Below are 14,271 nucleotides of genomic sequence, written 5' to 3' on the forward strand. Positions count from 1 at the left end.
ACAATCGCTCCGAGGCGAAAGCCAGTGCGGAGCCTCAAGAAAAGGGTTTGAAACGATGGCAGAAGGCAAGCACGGCCGCATCTCGCAGGTCATCGGCGCCGTGGTGGACGTTTCGTTCGACGGCGAACTGCCGGCGATCTTGAACGCGCTGGAAACCGACAATGGCGGCAATCGCCTTGTTCTGGAAGTGGCGCAGCATCTCGGCGAAAATGCCGTGCGCTGCATTGCCATGGATTCCACGGAAGGTCTCGTCCGCGGCCAGGCCGTTCGCGACACGGGAACGCCGATCATGGTGCCGGTTGGCGAAGCCACGCTCGGTCGCATCCTAAACGTCATCGGCGAGCCGGTTGACCAAGCCGGTCCGGTTCCCGCTGAAGGCCGTCGCGCCATCCACCAGGAAGCGCCGCCTTACGTCGACCAGTCGACGGAAGCGCAGATCCTGGTCACCGGCATCAAGGTGATCGATCTCCTGGCCCCTTATGCCCGCGGCGGCAAGATCGGCCTGTTCGGCGGCGCCGGCGTCGGCAAGACCGTGCTGATCCAGGAACTGATCAACAACGTCGCAAAGGCGCATGGTGGTTATTCCGTTTTCGCCGGCGTGGGTGAGCGCACCCGCGAAGGCAACGATCTTTACCACGAGATGATCGAGTCGGGCGTCAATAAGGATCCGCACGAAAACAACGGCTCCACGGAAGGCTCCAAGTGCGCCCTCGTGTTCGGCCAGATGAACGAGCCGCCCGGTGCGCGTGCCCGCGTCGCTCTGACGGGTTTGACGATCGCTGAGCATTTCCGCGATCAGGGTCAGGACGTGCTGTTCTTCGTGGACAACATTTTCCGCTTCACGCAGGCCGGTTCGGAAGTGTCGGCTCTGCTCGGCCGTATTCCGTCGGCCGTGGGCTATCAGCCGACTTTGTCGACCGACATGGGCCAGATGCAGGAACGCATCACCACCACCACCAAGGGCTCGATCACGTCCGTGCAGGCCATCTACGTGCCCGCCGACGACTTGACCGATCCGGCTCCGGCGACGTCCTTCGCGCACTTGGACGCCACGACGACGCTGAACCGCGCGATCTCGGAAAAGGGCATCTACCCGGCCGTGGATCCGCTCGACTCGACGTCGCGTATGCTTGATCCGATCATCGTCGGCGAAGAGCACTACACGGTTGCCCGTCGCGTTCAGGAAACCCTTCAGCGCTATAAGTCGCTGCAGGACATCATCGCCATTCTCGGCATGGACGAGCTGTCGGAAGAGGACAAGGTCACGGTTGCCCGCGCCCGCAAGATCGAGCGCTTCCTGTCGCAGCCGTTCTTCGTCGCCGAAGTGTTCACCGGCGCTCCGGGGCAGCTGGTGCCGCTCGAAGACACCATCCGCTCCTTCAAGGGTCTCGTGAACGGCGAATACGACCACCTGCCGGAAGCGGCCTTCTACATGGTCGGCTCGATCGACATGGCCGTGGAAAAGGCGCAACGCCTGGCTGCGGAAGCGGCTTGATCTGAGACCAAGTGACCGGCGAACCCTCGCCGGTCGTTTCCGTTTTTTGTGAGACGTCATGGCTGAAGCCTACAAGTTCGAGCTCGTTTCGCCGGAACGCCTGCTGGTGTCGGAAAGCGTCGAGTCGGTCGTAATCCCCGCCACCGAGGGCGAGATGACCGTTATGGCCAACCATTCACCGGTCATGACCACCATCAAGCCGGGCGTTGTGCGTGTGAAGACGGTGTCCGGCAAGGAAGACCGCTATGTGGTTTATGGCGGTTTTGCCGATATCCTGCCGGATGTCTGCACGCTGCTGGCCGAGTCTGCCGTACATGTCGACAGCTTCAACAAGAGCGATATCGCGACCCGTATCCAGGCGGCACGCGAGGATGTCGGCAGCGCGCCAGATGATCAGTCTAGAACCCGCGCGGAGGAATTCCTCCATCACCTCGCCGCGCTCGAAGACACAGTGTAAAGGCGCGGACGCCGTGAGCGGTCGGGTGTTCGTTGTTGGCAACGGTCCGCTGCCGCGCGATCTCTCCGACGAGGTCGACAGCGCCGACTTTGTTCTGCGCTTCAATGAACCGAAGGCCTCGAAAGGCATGTCCGGCACGAAAACGGACATGCTGATGGTCAACAATTCCGGCAAGCCGATGCAACGGCGGCTGCGCGATCCCGGATACTTCCGGTCGGCCATCGTCCAGGCTGCCAAGGAAGTCGTTTTTCCCTACCACCCCCACACCATCCGCACCTGGCTGATCCAGCCGACGCTTTTGTCGCGCCTTCGCGGGCGGAAGTCGGACTGGACGCTGCAGGCACTGGAAAGCCTGGGTCAGGCGGGCAAGGAAGTGCGCATCATGCCACCTTCCTTTTATGAGGAGGCCTGCGCGGAGCTCGGCTTGACGCGCGAGCAGATGCGGGAAGTGTTTCCGAGCACCGGCTATCTCGGACTGAGGCACATCCTCCAGCATTTTCCAGCGCCCCAGTACAGGGTGGAACTGTGCGGCTTTTCGTGGGAAGGCTGGAAGCGGCACGCCTGGGCTGACGAGCGCAGCTGGGTGGAAAACAAGATCGCCAACCGCCTTCTGTTCACCATCGACTGAGGCCCGAGCCGGTGCTATGCCGGCAGGCAAGCCCACGCGGATGCCGCATCCGGTTCGCCCGCGCCAGCCAATCACCGTCCCGGCCGCTTTTCTTCACCCCCCGCTGCCGGATCAAACCCGCAGGAATGGCCCATGGAACAGTCGCTCGACATCTATATCGGTTGGGATTCACGCGAACCCATCGCCTACGACGTCGCGAAAAAGACGCTTGAAGATCACGCCAGCATCCCGGTGCGCGTGTTTCCGATCAAGGTGCAGGAACTCGTTGCCCAAGGCGCTTATACCCGTGACATCGACCCGCTCGCGTCGACGGAATTCACCTATTCCCGCTTCTTCGTGCCCTTCATGGCGGGCTACAAGGGCTGGGCGCTGTTTTGCGATTGCGATTTCCTGTTCCTGGATGACATTGCCGGGATCCTGCAATACCGCGATCCGTCATTGGCCGTTGCCTGCGTGAAGCACGACTACACGCCCAAGGCGACGGTGAAGATGGACGGCAAGGTTCAGACTAATTACCCCCGCAAGAACTGGTCGAGCTTCATGCTGTTTAACTGCGAGCATCCATCCACGCGCCAGCTGACGCCCGAACTCATCAACCGCGAAAGCGGCGCTTATCTCCATCGCATGCAGTGGGCGAAGGACGAGGAGATCGGGGAAATCCCGACACGCTGGAACTGGCTGGAAGGCTGGAACGACAAGCCCGAGACCGGTTTGCCGGGCGCGGTCCATTACACGAACGGCGGACCGTGGTTCAAGGACTGGCAGAATGTCGACTACGGCGATCTTTGGCGCGCCGAGGCCGACAAGGTTCAGCCCGGCTGGCAGCCGATCTGATTTGAATGACCCGAAAGGGCCCGCTGGTGGGCAGCGAGCCTTTTGTTTTCGACTTCAGCCGACGGGAAGAGCGTCAGTCTTCGTTATAGTGGTTGGCTGAGTGATCCTGATGCTGCTCGGTCTGGATCTGCTTGCTGTCCAGACCGCGGGCGCTGGAATGCTGCGCCTTGTCGCGGTTCGAGAGGATCATGTTATCTCCAACCATGCCTTCGGGCATGGTGGTCATGGCGCCGGTGCCGGAGCCTTTGCCCTGCATTCCCTTGCCGCCAAACGTGTTCTTGCTACCGTGTCCTGTAGCCATCGATGTTTCCTTTCGGGTTCTGCTCAGGCGGGGTGAGAACCGCCGCCCTTCTTTTCCGAATGATGCGTGTGGTGGCTGTCCGGCTCTCCGCCGCCGCCCGAAACGTTGCTCCGGTTGCGCTGATCGGAGTCGGCACCAGGCTTCTTTGGATCAAGCGGATCCTTGGCATTTTCGTGCGATGCGCCTGGTCCACCTTGGCGGATGCTCGCCGGCGTTTTGCTGGATGTCGACATTGCTGCGCCTCCTATCGGTCCTGCTGGTAACCCTGGTGCGTGGTGTTCACCTTGGAGTTGCCTTGTTGGCCTTGCTTGTCGGGATTTGCCGCTGAAGTTTGGCCGTGAATGGCGTCGTCGACCGAAACATTCTTAGCGTCACCGGGGCCGCTCTTGCTCTGGTTCTGCGGCGGAACAGGTGGTGGTTTGCCAGTCATGAGATGACACTCCTTTGCCCTTGAGGGTGCTTAGCCAACCGCGTGAGCGGGCGAAAGTTCCCGCCGAGCATCATGCGTGGGGCGCTGGAACAACGGGCAGTTTTCGTTGGTTCAGAAGCGTGAAGATCAATTGACGGAGCACTGTCATGACCCCCACCCCGGACACAGCCCCCGCAAAGGACCAGCCTGATCAGGATCCCGCAGAAGGTTCGCGGGAAGTGATCGAGCGGCAGTTGAAAGAGGCGGACGAAAAGCCTGGCGGAAGCAACAACAAGGATCGACCGAAAGGCGGTTGATCCCGCCCCACGTCGGGTCGCTTAAACCGATGGGACGACAGGCTGCCTGGCCTCGACCGATTGCGCCTTTCATGCATAGTGGGGCTTTGCCGGAGCCTCTTTGCCTGATGCAGTCGATCGACAGCCTTTCTCTGAACCGCTTCCACAAGGAAGCCGTCAGACCGCACGGTCGCGCCTCCCCGCGGCTGCGCTGCGAATGACGTCGACCTTTCGGCTGGACGGGCGCCGGCTTTCCATAGGTGATGTTGTTCGCGCGTCTTTGGGCCCGTCGAAACTCGAGGTGGCAGAGGACGTTCGGGCGCTTCTTTTTCGTGCCCGCGCTGTGGTGGAGCAGCATCTGGCAGCCGAAACGCCCGTTTACGGCTTGAACACGGGGCTTGGCGGCAATGTCGGGCATCGGTTAAAACAAGACGAGATCCCCGCCTTCCAGGAGCAGACCGTGCGGGCCCGAGTGGCCGGCGTCGGCGAACCCTTGCCGCTGCCTGCCTGCCGGGCCGCCTTGTTCTGTCGTATCGTCAGCCTGGCCAAGGGAGGAGCAGGGATCACGCCTGCGGTGTTCGACCTCCTCGTTTCCATGCTGGAGCGCGACGTTGTCCCGGTGATCCCATCGCGCGGTTCGCTTGGAACAAGCGACCTGATCATCCTGATGAGCATGGCCGCTGTCGCGATCGGTCGGGGCGATGCTTATTTCGAAGGCAAAATCCGGCCTGCCCGTGAAGCCCTGGCGAAGGCTGGACTCGCTCCCGTTCAGCTTGGTGCCAAGGATGGATTGGCGATCGGAAGCGCGTCGTCGGTCACACTGGCGACCGCAACGCTTGCGCTGGAAAAGATCCGCCCGCTTCTGCTTGTCCATTTCGGCGCGGCGTCCCTTGCGCTGGAAGGCTATGGGGCCAATCCACGCGCCTTTGACCCCAGGCTGGCGCAGGCGCGGCCCGCAGCCCGGCAGGAAGCTGCTGCTGTGGCGTTTTCGCAGGCCCTGGCCGGCAGCAGCCTGCATGATGCGCCGCGTCAGGTTCAGGACGCCATCAGCTTCCGCACGCTGCCGCAAGTCACGGGCGTTGTCCTCGACTCCTACCTCGCGGCCTGCGCCGCCGTTGAAATCGAGCTCAACGGTGTTTCCGACAACCCTCTTGTTCTCCCCGCGGAAGGGGAGATGCACTCGGTTGCAAATTTCCACACGCCAGCCATTGCACTTGCCTTCGACGCCTTGGCGATCGCGATGACCCATCTCGCCACTGCGTCCGCTTACCGGTCGATCAAGCTGATGACCGGCCGCATGACGGGCCTGCCCAACTACCTCAGTCCGGTCGGCGGGGCCTCGGCAGGCTTCGTGCCGATGCAAAAGGCACTGGCAGCCCTTCATGCGGAGGTCCGCCTGAAGGCTACGCCCGCCAGCCTCGATGGGCTTGCGGTTTCCGACACGGTGGAAGACCTCGCACCGCAGACCGCGCTTTGCATCCGCAAGCTTGCGGAACAGGCGGACCTTGTTGCCTGGATGCTTGCCATGGAAGCGATGTTTGCCGCGCAAGCCGTGTCGCTGCGCCAAGCAAGCGGATCGCCGCACCGGTTGGGCGGCGCCGGGCAGTTCATGCAGGGCGTGATCCGCGCCGCTGTTCCGCCTCTGGAGGAAGATCGTGAAACAGGGCCGGACGCGGCCGTGCTGCGCGACGTTCTTTTCCGCCCCGACGTCATCGAGGGGCTGGAGCGGCTGTTTTCGCAAACGCTGCCCGAGCTCCAGCAATCCTGATTGCAGTTCCGGTTGCCTGATCAGGAACGGCTGAAAACGAGCTCAATGCGGTCAGCCAGAACCTTGGTGCGGATGACCTGGATCGGGTGATCGTCCGCGTCGACATCAGTCGCCCGGCTGATCAGAACAATGGCATCGGATGCGCAACTGAGCACTCTGGATCGAGCGCGGGAACCCGTTCGGCGGTAAGGCGTGTTTCCAGCCGCCGGTAATGCAGCGGCGCGCCGACGCCAGCGCACAACGCCAGTCGCAGCAGAACCTTGACGCAAGCTGGGAGTGCCTGCTCGAAGACATGGCGCACGGCAACAAGTCCGCCACTGAAGCCGGTGAGTGCGCTGAAGGCGAGATCTTCACCAGAGCTTCGCCGCTTCCGGCGAGCCGGGCGATTGGTCCATTCTGATCGTGCCGCAGGATACGCCAACCCAGACCGCCGACGCTCTCTTGAAATGCGACCAGTCCCTGCGGCGCCCACGGGGGACTGAGGCTCAGCGCGGTCAGTGATCAAAAGGTGGCGCTCGACGCTTGTTCGCGTCAGAGTTCTTCCGTGTGGCTCGGCAGGATGTTGGCGGTCGGACAGTGCAGATGCCAAACGATCTGCCCACTCGACCGGTCCAGGCTGGCGGTGCCACCCAAAGACTGCGGTGCGACCCGAAGAAGCACAACCGACCCGAAGCCCCGGCGCTCGCCTTGGCGCGTTTCGCCGGTGAGCCCCGGTACCGTCTCTGTCCAGCGCAGGTCGAACTGAGAAGGCTCGGTATTCCCTCCCTGCGTGCTCCAGGTCACGGCGATTGTGCCGCCGTCGCGGGACAAGGCGCCGTATTTCGCCGAATTTGTTCCCAGCTCGTGGAAGGCCATACCGAGGTTCTGCACCGCAATGGGTGACAGCAAAATCGGTGGACCTTCCACCGAAATCCGTTCCTCGAGACCGTAAGGCGCGAGTTGGTGCAAAAGGAGCTCCGACAGGCTGGCCCCCGACCAGTCGGTGGAAACAAGGAGGTCGTGCGAGCGGGCAAGCGCAAGGATGCGATTGCGGACGGTGACCTCGAATTCCGCAGGATCCGTCGTGCTCTTTCTGGTTTCCCGGATGATGGAGTTGATCACCGCGAACTGGTTCTTCACGCGGTGGTTGATCTCGCGCAGCAAAAGGCGGATGCGGCGCTCGTTCTCCCGCGCCGCCGTGATGTCGCGCGCCACCTTGGAGGCACCCACAATCACACCGTGGCGATCCTTGATGGGGGACACGGTGATGGAGATATACACGGGTGTGCCATCCTTGCGACGACGCACCGTTTCGTAGCTTTCGACGCGGTCGCCGCGCTTGATGCGGCCGATGATCTCGTCTTCTTCCTGGATGAGATGGTCGGGGATCAGCATCGTGATCGAGCGCCCGACCGCTTCCTCGGCGGAATAGCCGAACAAGCGCGCCGCCGCCGGATTCCAGGTCTTGATGATGCTGTTCAGGTCTTTGCTGATGATGGCATCGAAGGAGGAGTCGACGATCGCCGCCAACCGCGCATGCGCGAGCGGGTCTGCGAGCTGCTCCAATCCCGCGACAAGCTCCGGGACCGGGTTGTCGCTACGGAGCGGTTCTGCTTGCACGGCCACCGGATCGGTCATGCGTCGCTTCTCCTGGATGATCTTGCTTCCATTATCTTCTTCTGAATCGCTCATCAGCGAAAGCAAGCCTTTTTTGCCGCCGTCGGAAGCAGCTGGATCAGCCGTGGCACTTGCCATGGGAATATAAGTGCGGCCGCGCGTGCATCCATGACAGGCACGACCGCGTTTGCCTTGCTCCACGAAGGAGACCCATCATGAGCACCGAGAATCCTGCCGCAAAGCCAAACGACGACAAGCTGAAAGACAGGCACCGCGATGTCACCAGCGCCAATGAGGACATGAAGCAAGACTTTCAACAGGATGATGACCAGCCGCCGCCCCATTCCGACAAGGTCGGTGGCTTGCGCGGCAATCCGAGCTGACCCATCGCGGACTTCAAATCCTGGTACTGGCGCAAGGAGCCGGGGCTGCCATCGCTGTGGCGTCCCGGCTTCTTCCTTTTCAAGCCTGAGCCGGACTGGCTCAGCTGAAGCGAGCCGCTGACTTGTTTCCCCTTACCTTAGGATTTTCTGCGCCGATTGACCGCGCTGAGCGCCAGGCTCGCCGGCAGCGCCAGGGCCAAGGTTCCCAGCGAGAAACGAGGTGGGTTCGGGCGCGACCGGCGCATTGCGGCATGGTAGCCAGCCTGCCATTCAGGGCTTTTCGATGCGAGATCGTGTTCCGACAGCGCGCCGCCGCGCGATCCGTTGCTGTCGTTGTTTGCGGTGGAACCGACCGTGTCTGCTGCAGTGGCGTCCCGCTGCCCCAGGCGATCGTCTTGACCTGTGGTGGAATCAACCTTCGTTTGGCGTTCGGCTTCGGCATTGAGTTCGGCGCCGCCAATCAGAACCGTCACAGAAATCCACATCCAGGTCAGCATCGCGATGAGGCCGCCGAGCGAGCCGTATGTTTCGTCGTAATTGGCGAAATTAGCCGCGTACCAGGAAAACAGGATGGAAATGATGATGATGACCACGACGGACAGAACCGCACCGGGCGTGATCCACACCCACTTCGCATTCTGGCGGCTTGGCCCCCACCGATAAAGCGCGGCGATCGCCGTCATCAGGATGAGGGCCAGAACCACATAGGAGCCGATCTGCACCAGCCATTCCATGCCACTTCCAAGGCCGATCACGCTCAAGAGGATTGGAACCACCACCGCTGCGCCAATCAGGAGGATGCCGCCCACGAGGCCGGCAGCAATGAAGGCAAGCGCCACCAGGCTCAGCTTGATGTAGCCGCGCTTCTCCGTTTCGTCGTAAGCGACATTCATGGCCTCAAACATGGTTTTCACGCCCGAGCTTGCGCTCCAAAGCGCGATCGCGAGCGAAACCAGAAGCGCGAAGCCGAGCTTGGTGCCCCCACCCGATGCAAGGCTGGTCACTTGCTCCTGAATGATGGACATTCCGCCTTCGGGAACGATCGCAGACAGCATGTTCAGATGGTCGCTGACGGTCGCAGGATCGGCAAACAGGCCGTAGACCGACACAAAGGCAGCCAAGGTCGGGAACATCGACAGCAAAAGGTAATATGTCACCGCTGCTGCGATCAGGGTCACGCGGTCATTGCTGAACTCGTTGTAAGTGCGCCAAAGGATGTCCTTCCAACCGGCGGCGGGAACTTCAGCGGGCGATGTGGCGTGGCGACCGCGATCTGCAGTGTTGGTTTGGTTGCTTGAGGCCATGGCGGTGGACGGGTTCTCCGGATGGGCTGATCCTTGTGAACGACCGAAGCAGCGGCTTTGTTCTAGTCAACAGTGAAGATTCTATCGGTTTGTGACAGAGGAAGGCTCGTGAAGGCCGCCGCAGAACGCTAGGAAGCGACGGACCTGGTACAAAAAGATCCGACGCAGCCCGGTTCTCTGGTCGTCCTTAGCCGGACGCGGCGCGAGGCTATTTGTTTTACCAGGCGGCGCGGTAAATCGCGAGCGCGTCGGCTTCGGACACCGAGCGGGGATTGTTGACGAGCAGGCGCTGCTGCTTCATCGCGTCGCTCGCCATCTTCTTCAACGCATCCTCGCCGATGCCGACGTCGCGCAACCTGGGCTGCAGCCCAACACGCGCCGAAAGGGCAGTCAGTTCCTCGATAAACGCCGCACAGCGCGCTTGGCTGCCTTCTTCCATCGCGAGGTGCGGAAAAGCGTCGGCCGCGATCTCGGCATAAAGGTGCGCGGCTTCCGGCGCGTTGAAGCGCAGCACATGCGGCAGAACCAGCGCATTGGACAGGCCATGCGGGATATGGAACGTGCCGCCGATCGGATAGGCCAAGGCATGCACCGCAGCCACCGGCGAGTTGGCGAAGGCCTGGCCGGCAAGCATGGAGCCGAACAGCATCGCTCCACGCGCTTCGAGCTTGGAGCCGTCGTGAACCACCGCCTCGATGTTGGCACCGAGCAGCTGTAGCGCCTGACGGGCGAGCATCTTCGACAAGGGGTTGTTGTTGGCGTTCTTGGAGGCATAGGCCTCGATGGCGTGAACCATGGCATCGATCCCCGTTGCTGCAGTGATCGAGGCTGGCAGGCCCACCGTCAGTTCCGGGTCGAGCAGGGCAATGTCGGGCAAGATGATGGGGGAAGACACGCCGCGCTTTTCTTCTTCGCCCACTGTGATGATGGAAACGGGCGTCACCTCCGAACCTGTGCCGGCGGTGGTGGGAACCAGCACGAGCGGCAGCCGTGGACCCCTGGCCTGGGCGACACCCCAGGCGTCGTCCAGATCCTCGCCCGAACCGATCAGCAGCGCGGCCAGCTTGGCCACGTCGAGCGACGACCCGCCGCCGAAGCCGACGACCCCTGTCGCGGCCGCCGCTTTGCCGGCTTCCACCGCCTTCATCAGCGTGGCGCGCGACGGGTCGGCTTCCACCGCGTCGAAAACCGAAACGGTCAGCCCGGCTTCTTGCAGAGAGGCCACCGCCCCGTCGCACAGGCCCAGCCGGCGCAGGCCGGGATCGGTCACGAACAGCACCGAACCACCCAGCCGCTTGCCCGCGATTGCAGCCAGGCGCCGCGCCGCACCCGGCTCGAAGACGAGCGTGGGCGTGGTGTTGAAGGTGAATGGTGTCATGATCGCTCCTCCGCTTCTCCGTCTTCAGGTGGTGGCGCTTCGCGCCGCCGCGGTCAAGGCGTGTCGACGATGCCGCGAACGAAGATCTTGCCGTTCTCCGTGAAGACGGTTTCGCGAAAGAGGATGCCTGTGATTTTGTTGCGATCTCTGCTTTCTTCGGCAGTTGAACCCTTTGCCCGTTATCGCGAGCATGCGGGTCAACGCCGATTTCACCAGATGGGAGTGCTGATGGTGGCCAAGGGGTACAAGGAGATGCTGGCCGAAGCCGAAAGCGTCGTACAATCCGTGTCCGTGGCTGAAATGGCCGCCAAAGGCGAAGATGTCGTGCTGGTGGATATCCGCGATCCGCGCGAGCTGGAACGCGAGGGCACGATCGAGGGCGCGCTGCATGCGCCGCGTGGCATGCTGGAGTTCTGGATCGACCCGGAAAGCCCTTATCACAAGCCGGTGTTTGCCGAGGACAAGACCTTTGTCTTCTTCTGCGCAGCCGGGTGGCGCTCGCTTCTGGCGGCACAGGTGGCGCAGGACATGGGCTTGAAGGCGCGCAGCATGCGCGGCGGCTTCGCCGAATGGAAAGAGGGTGGCCATCCCGTGGCGGAAAAGAAGCGCAGGGACGCCCAGGCCGTGGACAATCAGGGCTGAGGCGGACTGCCCGATCAGACGAAAGGGAGGAGCAGGGGGAGTGACCGTGAACAAATATGAGCAGGGGCTCGAGCGCCGCGAAGCCAATCATCAGCCGTTGACGCCGCTGACCTTTCTGGAGCGTGCGGCGCGCACCTATCCCGACCACATCGCCGTGGTGCATGGTCAAGCACGGCTTAGCTACCGTGACTTCTACCGCAACACCCGGCGGCTCGCCTCCGCCCTGGTTGGGCAGGGGATCGGCAAGGGCGACACGGTCACCGTGATGCTCTCAAACACGCCGCCCATGCTTGAAGCGCATTTCGGGGTGCCGTTTGCCCGCGGAGCCGTTCTCCATTCGCTCAACACCCGTTCGGATGCCGCCACCATCGCCTTTCAGCTTGACCATGCGGAGTCGCGCATTGTGATCGTTGATCGCGAATATTCGGCGGTGATGAAACAGGCGCTGGAACAGGCCAGCGTCAAGCCTGTCGTGATCGACTTTGACGATCCCGATTATCCCGCCGACGCGCCCGTTCCGAAGGGAGAGCGCATCGGCACGCTTGATTACCACGCGTTTCTTGAAAGCGGCGATCCGGACTTCGCCGTATCCATGCCCGATGACGAATGGGATGCGATCGCGCTGAACTATACGTCGGGAACCACCGGCAACCCCAAGGGCGTGGTGGTGCATCATCGCGGCGCCGCCCTGGCCGCTTACAGCAACATCATCCATTCCGGCATGAACCGGCATCCGACCTATCTCTGGACGCTGCCGATGTTTCATTGCAACGGCTGGTGCTTCCCCTGGACGCTGGCGATCCAGGCCGGCACTCATGTGTGTTTGCGCTGGGTGCGCGCCAGGGCGATGTATGATGCGCTGGCCGACCATGGCGTCACGCATCTGTGCGGCGCGCCGATCGTGATGTCGACGCTGATCAATGCAGCCGACGCGGACAAGCGGCCGTTTGAGCAAAGCGTAACCTTCAACACCGCCGCAGCCCCGCCACCGGAAGCCGTTCTGCAGGCGATGGCGGAAGCAGGCTTCAACGTTACCCATGTTTATGGCCTCACCGAAACCTATGGCCCGGCCGTGGTGAACGAGTGGCACGACCACTGGGATGTGCTGCCGGCGGCCGAACAGGCGGTGAAGAAAGCGCGTCAGGGCGTCAACTTCCTGGCGCTGTCGGAACTCGCCGTCCTCGACCCGCAAACCATGCAGCCGGTGCCGGCCGATGGCGAAACGCTGGGCGAGGTGATGTTTCGCGGCAATATCGTCATGAAGGGCTATCTCAAGAACGAGAAGGCCACGCAGGAAGCCTTTGCGGGCGGATACTTCCATTCCGGCGATCTCGGCGTGCTGCATCCCGACGGCTATATTCAGCTGAAGGACCGCTCGAAGGACATCATCATTTCCGGCGGCGAGAACATTTCCTCCATCGAGGTGGAAGACGCGCTTTATCGCCACCCCGATATCGCCTTTTGCGGCGTGGTGGCGATGCCGGACGAAAAGTGGGGCGAGCGGCCGGCAGCCTTTATCGAGCTCAAGCCTGGCCGGACCGCAACGGAAGCCGAGATGCTGGCCTTCTGCAAGGCCAACCTCGCGGGCTATAAGTGCCCGGCGCGGGTGATCTTTGCCGAGATCCCAAAAACCTCCACCGGCAAGATCCAGAAGTTCTCCTTGCGCAAGATGTTGGACAAGGGCAACTGAGCGGCAACGGCGTCGGCGCTGGAATGACGGTCAACGTTGGCGAAGCTGGGCTTCAGCGTCCTCCCGTTGCTGCCGTCTCATTGGGCTGCCGCTGGGCACTGCCTTGAACGAAGGTTCGCTTCAGGGCGAGGATCGATCCGCCACCAAAAAGGACGCAGATCACCTCCACCAGCCAGCGCTTGGAGGCGCCGAGCGCAACATCGGGAAGACCCGAGGCAAGGCCTATTCCGATCAACGCCATGCTCGGGATCAGCGCCAGGGCGACCATCACCCCAGTGCCGAGCACCTTCATGCGCGACGAAACGATGACGCCGCCCGCAATCCCGGCAAGCAGCGAGGTTGCCACGCCGCTCGCCTGCACGCTGGACCAGTAGTTCACCCAATAACCGGCGGCGAGCTGATCGACGGCCTTGTTGTTGAGGAACAAGGCCAGCGGGGTCATGATCGCAGCAGAAAGGGCGAGCGCAAGATAGCCGTAGGCGTTGGATCTCAGACCGGCCATCATGCTGTGCCGATCCACCAGCGCTCCGAAAACAACGCGCAGAAGCGGCTCGAAGCCGGGCGCGATCAACATCGCTCCGACCACGACGTGGATCGTATCGGAAACGAGGCCAAACGCCGCCACGCCCCCCGCAAGGGCCATCAAGGCCAGGAAGTTGAACGAGGGATTGGTGTCCTGGCGCATCATTGCGCCTGTTTCTTCCCAGATGGCGTCATTGCCCTCTTCGTCGAGCGGTCCGGATGCGTCGGCGCGGATCGTCGCGTTGGGCTCACTGATGCTGACAGCGCCGGTGCGGAGCAGGCCGTGTTCGCGCATCAGGTTGAGGATCTTGCCGCTTGCTTGGTTTGCGGCCTCCACCATCAGGACATCTCCTTCCGGTACTCTGGACGCGCCGGGCTGAAGGGTAATGCGCGCAACGCCTGGATGGTCGTGCAGCATGTCCAGCAGAAGGCTGCACTCTTCGGGAGAACCTGAAAATTCGATCTGCCTCGGCATTTGTCTTTCGTGTTTGTTGCAGGGGTGTCAGGCTTGGCAAAACTGCAGGAGCGGTAGCTTGCGCGCACGTGAGAACGGCCTACCGCCTTGCCG

At 62.3% G+C, this 14,271-nt stretch carries 18 protein-coding genes; 10 read left to right on the plus strand and 8 right to left on the minus strand.

Going from position 1 to position 14,271, the window contains the following annotated elements; genetic code table 11:
• Positions 1 to 55: 55 nt before the first annotated feature.
• The 4 genes from atpD to J5Y06_RS03150 all read left to right on the plus strand — a co-directional run bounded on the left by atpD (position 56) and on the right by J5Y06_RS03150 (position 3,414).
• The gene (gene atpD, locus J5Y06_RS03135) at positions 56 to 1,495 is read left to right on the plus strand and encodes a F0F1 ATP synthase subunit beta (RefSeq protein WP_209333641.1); all 1,440 of its coding nucleotides are present in this window, start codon (positions 56 to 58) and stop codon (positions 1,493 to 1,495) included.
• Positions 1,496 to 1,553: 58 nt separating this feature from the next.
• Entirely contained in the window at positions 1,554 to 1,952 is a 399-nt protein-coding gene (locus tag J5Y06_RS03140) for a F0F1 ATP synthase subunit epsilon (protein WP_209333642.1), read from the plus strand.
• Complete coding sequence (locus J5Y06_RS03145; protein ID WP_385930947.1) at positions 1,885 to 2,580, plus strand: glycosyltransferase family 29 protein; 696 nt, start codon at positions 1,885 to 1,887, stop codon at positions 2,578 to 2,580. Before J5Y06_RS03140 ends, J5Y06_RS03145 begins: the two co-directional genes overlap by 68 nt.
• A 132-nt stretch (positions 2,581 to 2,712) precedes the next feature.
• A complete protein-coding gene (locus J5Y06_RS03150) occupies positions 2,713 to 3,414 on the plus strand; it encodes a glycosyltransferase (protein ID WP_209333644.1) in 702 nt (233 codons plus the stop codon).
• Between the two features lie 73 nt (positions 3,415 to 3,487).
• Here the strand turns inward: J5Y06_RS03150 and J5Y06_RS03155 are convergent, their stop codons facing one another.
• Genes J5Y06_RS03155 through J5Y06_RS03165 form a run of 3 tightly spaced genes read right to left on the minus strand, consistent with a single transcriptional unit; the run spans position 3,488 to position 4,145 of the window.
• On the minus strand, positions 3,488 to 3,715 hold the full coding sequence (locus J5Y06_RS03155) for a hypothetical protein (protein WP_209333645.1): 228 nt from the start codon (positions 3,713 to 3,715) through the stop codon (positions 3,488 to 3,490).
• Positions 3,716 to 3,738: 23 nt separating this feature from the next.
• The gene (locus J5Y06_RS03160; RefSeq protein ID WP_209333646.1) at positions 3,739 to 3,948 is read right to left on the minus strand and encodes a hypothetical protein; all 210 of its coding nucleotides are present in this window, start codon (positions 3,946 to 3,948) and stop codon (positions 3,739 to 3,741) included.
• 11 nt (positions 3,949 to 3,959) lie between these two features.
• Entirely contained in the window at positions 3,960 to 4,145 is a 186-nt protein-coding gene (locus J5Y06_RS03165; RefSeq protein WP_209333647.1) for a hypothetical protein, read from the minus strand.
• 146 nt (positions 4,146 to 4,291) lie between these two features.
• Here J5Y06_RS03165 and J5Y06_RS03170 point away from each other — a divergent pair, with 146 nt between their 5' ends.
• Both J5Y06_RS03170 and J5Y06_RS03175 read left to right on the plus strand, forming a co-directional pair.
• Positions 4,292 to 4,441, plus strand: a complete 150-nt coding sequence (locus tag J5Y06_RS03170) for a hypothetical protein (protein ID WP_209333648.1) — start codon at positions 4,292 to 4,294, stop codon at positions 4,439 to 4,441.
• 196 nt (positions 4,442 to 4,637) lie between these two features.
• On the plus strand, positions 4,638 to 6,188 hold the full coding sequence (locus J5Y06_RS03175) for an HAL/PAL/TAL family ammonia-lyase (protein WP_209333649.1): 1,551 nt from the start codon (positions 4,638 to 4,640) through the stop codon (positions 6,186 to 6,188).
• A 20-nt stretch (positions 6,189 to 6,208) separates the two neighbouring features.
• Here the strand turns inward: J5Y06_RS03175 and J5Y06_RS23235 are convergent, their stop codons facing one another.
• Positions 6,209 to 6,343, minus strand: coding sequence for a hypothetical protein (locus J5Y06_RS23235; RefSeq protein WP_280818991.1), 135 nt, complete (start codon positions 6,341 to 6,343; stop codon positions 6,209 to 6,211).
• Between the two features lie 56 nt (positions 6,344 to 6,399).
• Here J5Y06_RS23235 and J5Y06_RS03180 point away from each other — a divergent pair, with 56 nt between their 5' ends.
• Positions 6,400 to 6,588 carry a hypothetical protein gene (locus tag J5Y06_RS03180; protein ID WP_209333650.1) on the plus strand — a complete coding sequence of 63 codons (189 nt, stop codon included), beginning with the start codon at positions 6,400 to 6,402 and terminating at the stop codon, positions 6,586 to 6,588.
• A gap of 131 nt (positions 6,589 to 6,719) precedes the next feature.
• Here the strand turns inward: J5Y06_RS03180 and J5Y06_RS03185 are convergent, their stop codons facing one another.
• On the minus strand, positions 6,720 to 7,805 hold the full coding sequence (locus tag J5Y06_RS03185; protein WP_209333651.1) for a sensor histidine kinase: 1,086 nt from the start codon (positions 7,803 to 7,805) through the stop codon (positions 6,720 to 6,722).
• Positions 7,806 to 7,999: 194 nt separating this feature from the next.
• Here J5Y06_RS03185 and J5Y06_RS03190 point away from each other — a divergent pair, with 194 nt between their 5' ends.
• Positions 8,000 to 8,167 (plus strand): hypothetical protein, encoded by a 168-nt coding sequence (locus tag J5Y06_RS03190; RefSeq protein WP_209333652.1) that lies wholly within the window; start codon positions 8,000 to 8,002, stop codon positions 8,165 to 8,167.
• A gap of 137 nt (positions 8,168 to 8,304) precedes the next feature.
• On the opposite strand, the gene J5Y06_RS03195 is transcribed toward J5Y06_RS03190, so the two are convergent.
• Positions 8,305 to 9,471: a YihY/virulence factor BrkB family protein gene (locus tag J5Y06_RS03195; RefSeq protein ID WP_209333653.1), complete on the minus strand. Its 1,167-nt coding sequence runs from the start codon at positions 9,469 to 9,471 to the stop codon at positions 8,305 to 8,307.
• Positions 9,472 to 9,688: 217 nt separating this feature from the next.
• Positions 9,689 to 10,849 carry an iron-containing alcohol dehydrogenase gene (locus J5Y06_RS03200; RefSeq protein WP_209333654.1) on the minus strand — a complete coding sequence of 387 codons (1,161 nt, stop codon included), beginning with the start codon at positions 10,847 to 10,849 and terminating at the stop codon, positions 9,689 to 9,691.
• 231 nt (positions 10,850 to 11,080) lie between these two features.
• On the opposite strand from J5Y06_RS03200, the gene J5Y06_RS03205 reads away from it, so the two are divergent.
• Positions 11,081 to 11,491 carry a rhodanese-like domain-containing protein gene (locus tag J5Y06_RS03205; RefSeq protein WP_209334344.1) on the plus strand — a complete coding sequence of 137 codons (411 nt, stop codon included), beginning with the start codon at positions 11,081 to 11,083 and terminating at the stop codon, positions 11,489 to 11,491.
• A gap of 46 nt (positions 11,492 to 11,537) precedes the next feature.
• Positions 11,538 to 13,181 (plus strand): acyl-CoA synthetase, encoded by a 1,644-nt coding sequence (locus J5Y06_RS03210; protein WP_209334345.1) that lies wholly within the window; start codon positions 11,538 to 11,540, stop codon positions 13,179 to 13,181.
• Positions 13,182 to 13,233: 52 nt separating this feature from the next.
• On the opposite strand, the gene J5Y06_RS03215 is transcribed toward J5Y06_RS03210, so the two are convergent.
• The gene (locus tag J5Y06_RS03215) at positions 13,234 to 14,178 is read right to left on the minus strand and encodes a DUF389 domain-containing protein (RefSeq protein ID WP_209333655.1); all 945 of its coding nucleotides are present in this window, start codon (positions 14,176 to 14,178) and stop codon (positions 13,234 to 13,236) included.
• Between the last annotated feature and the right edge of the window lie 93 nt (positions 14,179 to 14,271).

This window comes from Tianweitania sediminis (assembly GCF_017813335.1).
In the GTDB taxonomy this organism is placed as follows: Bacteria; Pseudomonadota; Alphaproteobacteria; order Rhizobiales; family Rhizobiaceae; genus Tianweitania; species Tianweitania sediminis.

Excerpts from the sequence above, each read along its gene's own strand:
- atpD (WP_209333641.1), top strand. The coding sequence starts at position 56 with ATGGCAGAAGGCAAGCACGGCCGCATCTCGCAGGTCATCGGCGCCGTG.
- J5Y06_RS03140 (WP_209333642.1), top strand. The coding sequence starts at position 1,554 with ATGGCTGAAGCCTACAAGTTCGAGCTCGTTTCGCCGGAACGCCTGCTG.
- J5Y06_RS03145 (WP_385930947.1), top strand. The coding sequence starts at position 1,885 with ATGATCAGTCTAGAACCCGCGCGGAGGAATTCCTCCATCACCTCGCCG.
- J5Y06_RS03150 (WP_209333644.1), top strand. The coding sequence starts at position 2,713 with ATGGAACAGTCGCTCGACATCTATATCGGTTGGGATTCACGCGAACCC.
- J5Y06_RS03155 (WP_209333645.1), bottom strand. The coding sequence starts at position 3,715 with ATGGCTACAGGACACGGTAGCAAGAACACGTTTGGCGGCAAGGGAATG.
- J5Y06_RS03160 (WP_209333646.1), bottom strand. The coding sequence starts at position 3,948 with ATGTCGACATCCAGCAAAACGCCGGCGAGCATCCGCCAAGGTGGACCA.
- J5Y06_RS03165 (WP_209333647.1), bottom strand. The coding sequence starts at position 4,145 with ATGACTGGCAAACCACCACCTGTTCCGCCGCAGAACCAGAGCAAGAGC.
- J5Y06_RS03170 (WP_209333648.1), top strand. The coding sequence starts at position 4,292 with ATGACCCCCACCCCGGACACAGCCCCCGCAAAGGACCAGCCTGATCAG.
- J5Y06_RS03175 (WP_209333649.1), top strand. The coding sequence starts at position 4,638 with ATGACGTCGACCTTTCGGCTGGACGGGCGCCGGCTTTCCATAGGTGAT.
- J5Y06_RS03180 (WP_209333650.1), top strand. The coding sequence starts at position 6,400 with ATGCAGCGGCGCGCCGACGCCAGCGCACAACGCCAGTCGCAGCAGAAC.
- J5Y06_RS03185 (WP_209333651.1), bottom strand. The coding sequence starts at position 7,805 with ATGACCGATCCGGTGGCCGTGCAAGCAGAACCGCTCCGTAGCGACAAC.
- J5Y06_RS03190 (WP_209333652.1), top strand. The coding sequence starts at position 8,000 with ATGAGCACCGAGAATCCTGCCGCAAAGCCAAACGACGACAAGCTGAAA.
- J5Y06_RS03195 (WP_209333653.1), bottom strand. The coding sequence starts at position 9,471 with ATGGCCTCAAGCAACCAAACCAACACTGCAGATCGCGGTCGCCACGCC.
- J5Y06_RS03200 (WP_209333654.1), bottom strand. The coding sequence starts at position 10,849 with ATGACACCATTCACCTTCAACACCACGCCCACGCTCGTCTTCGAGCCG.
- J5Y06_RS03215 (WP_209333655.1), bottom strand. The coding sequence starts at position 14,178 with ATGCCGAGGCAGATCGAATTTTCAGGTTCTCCCGAAGAGTGCAGCCTT.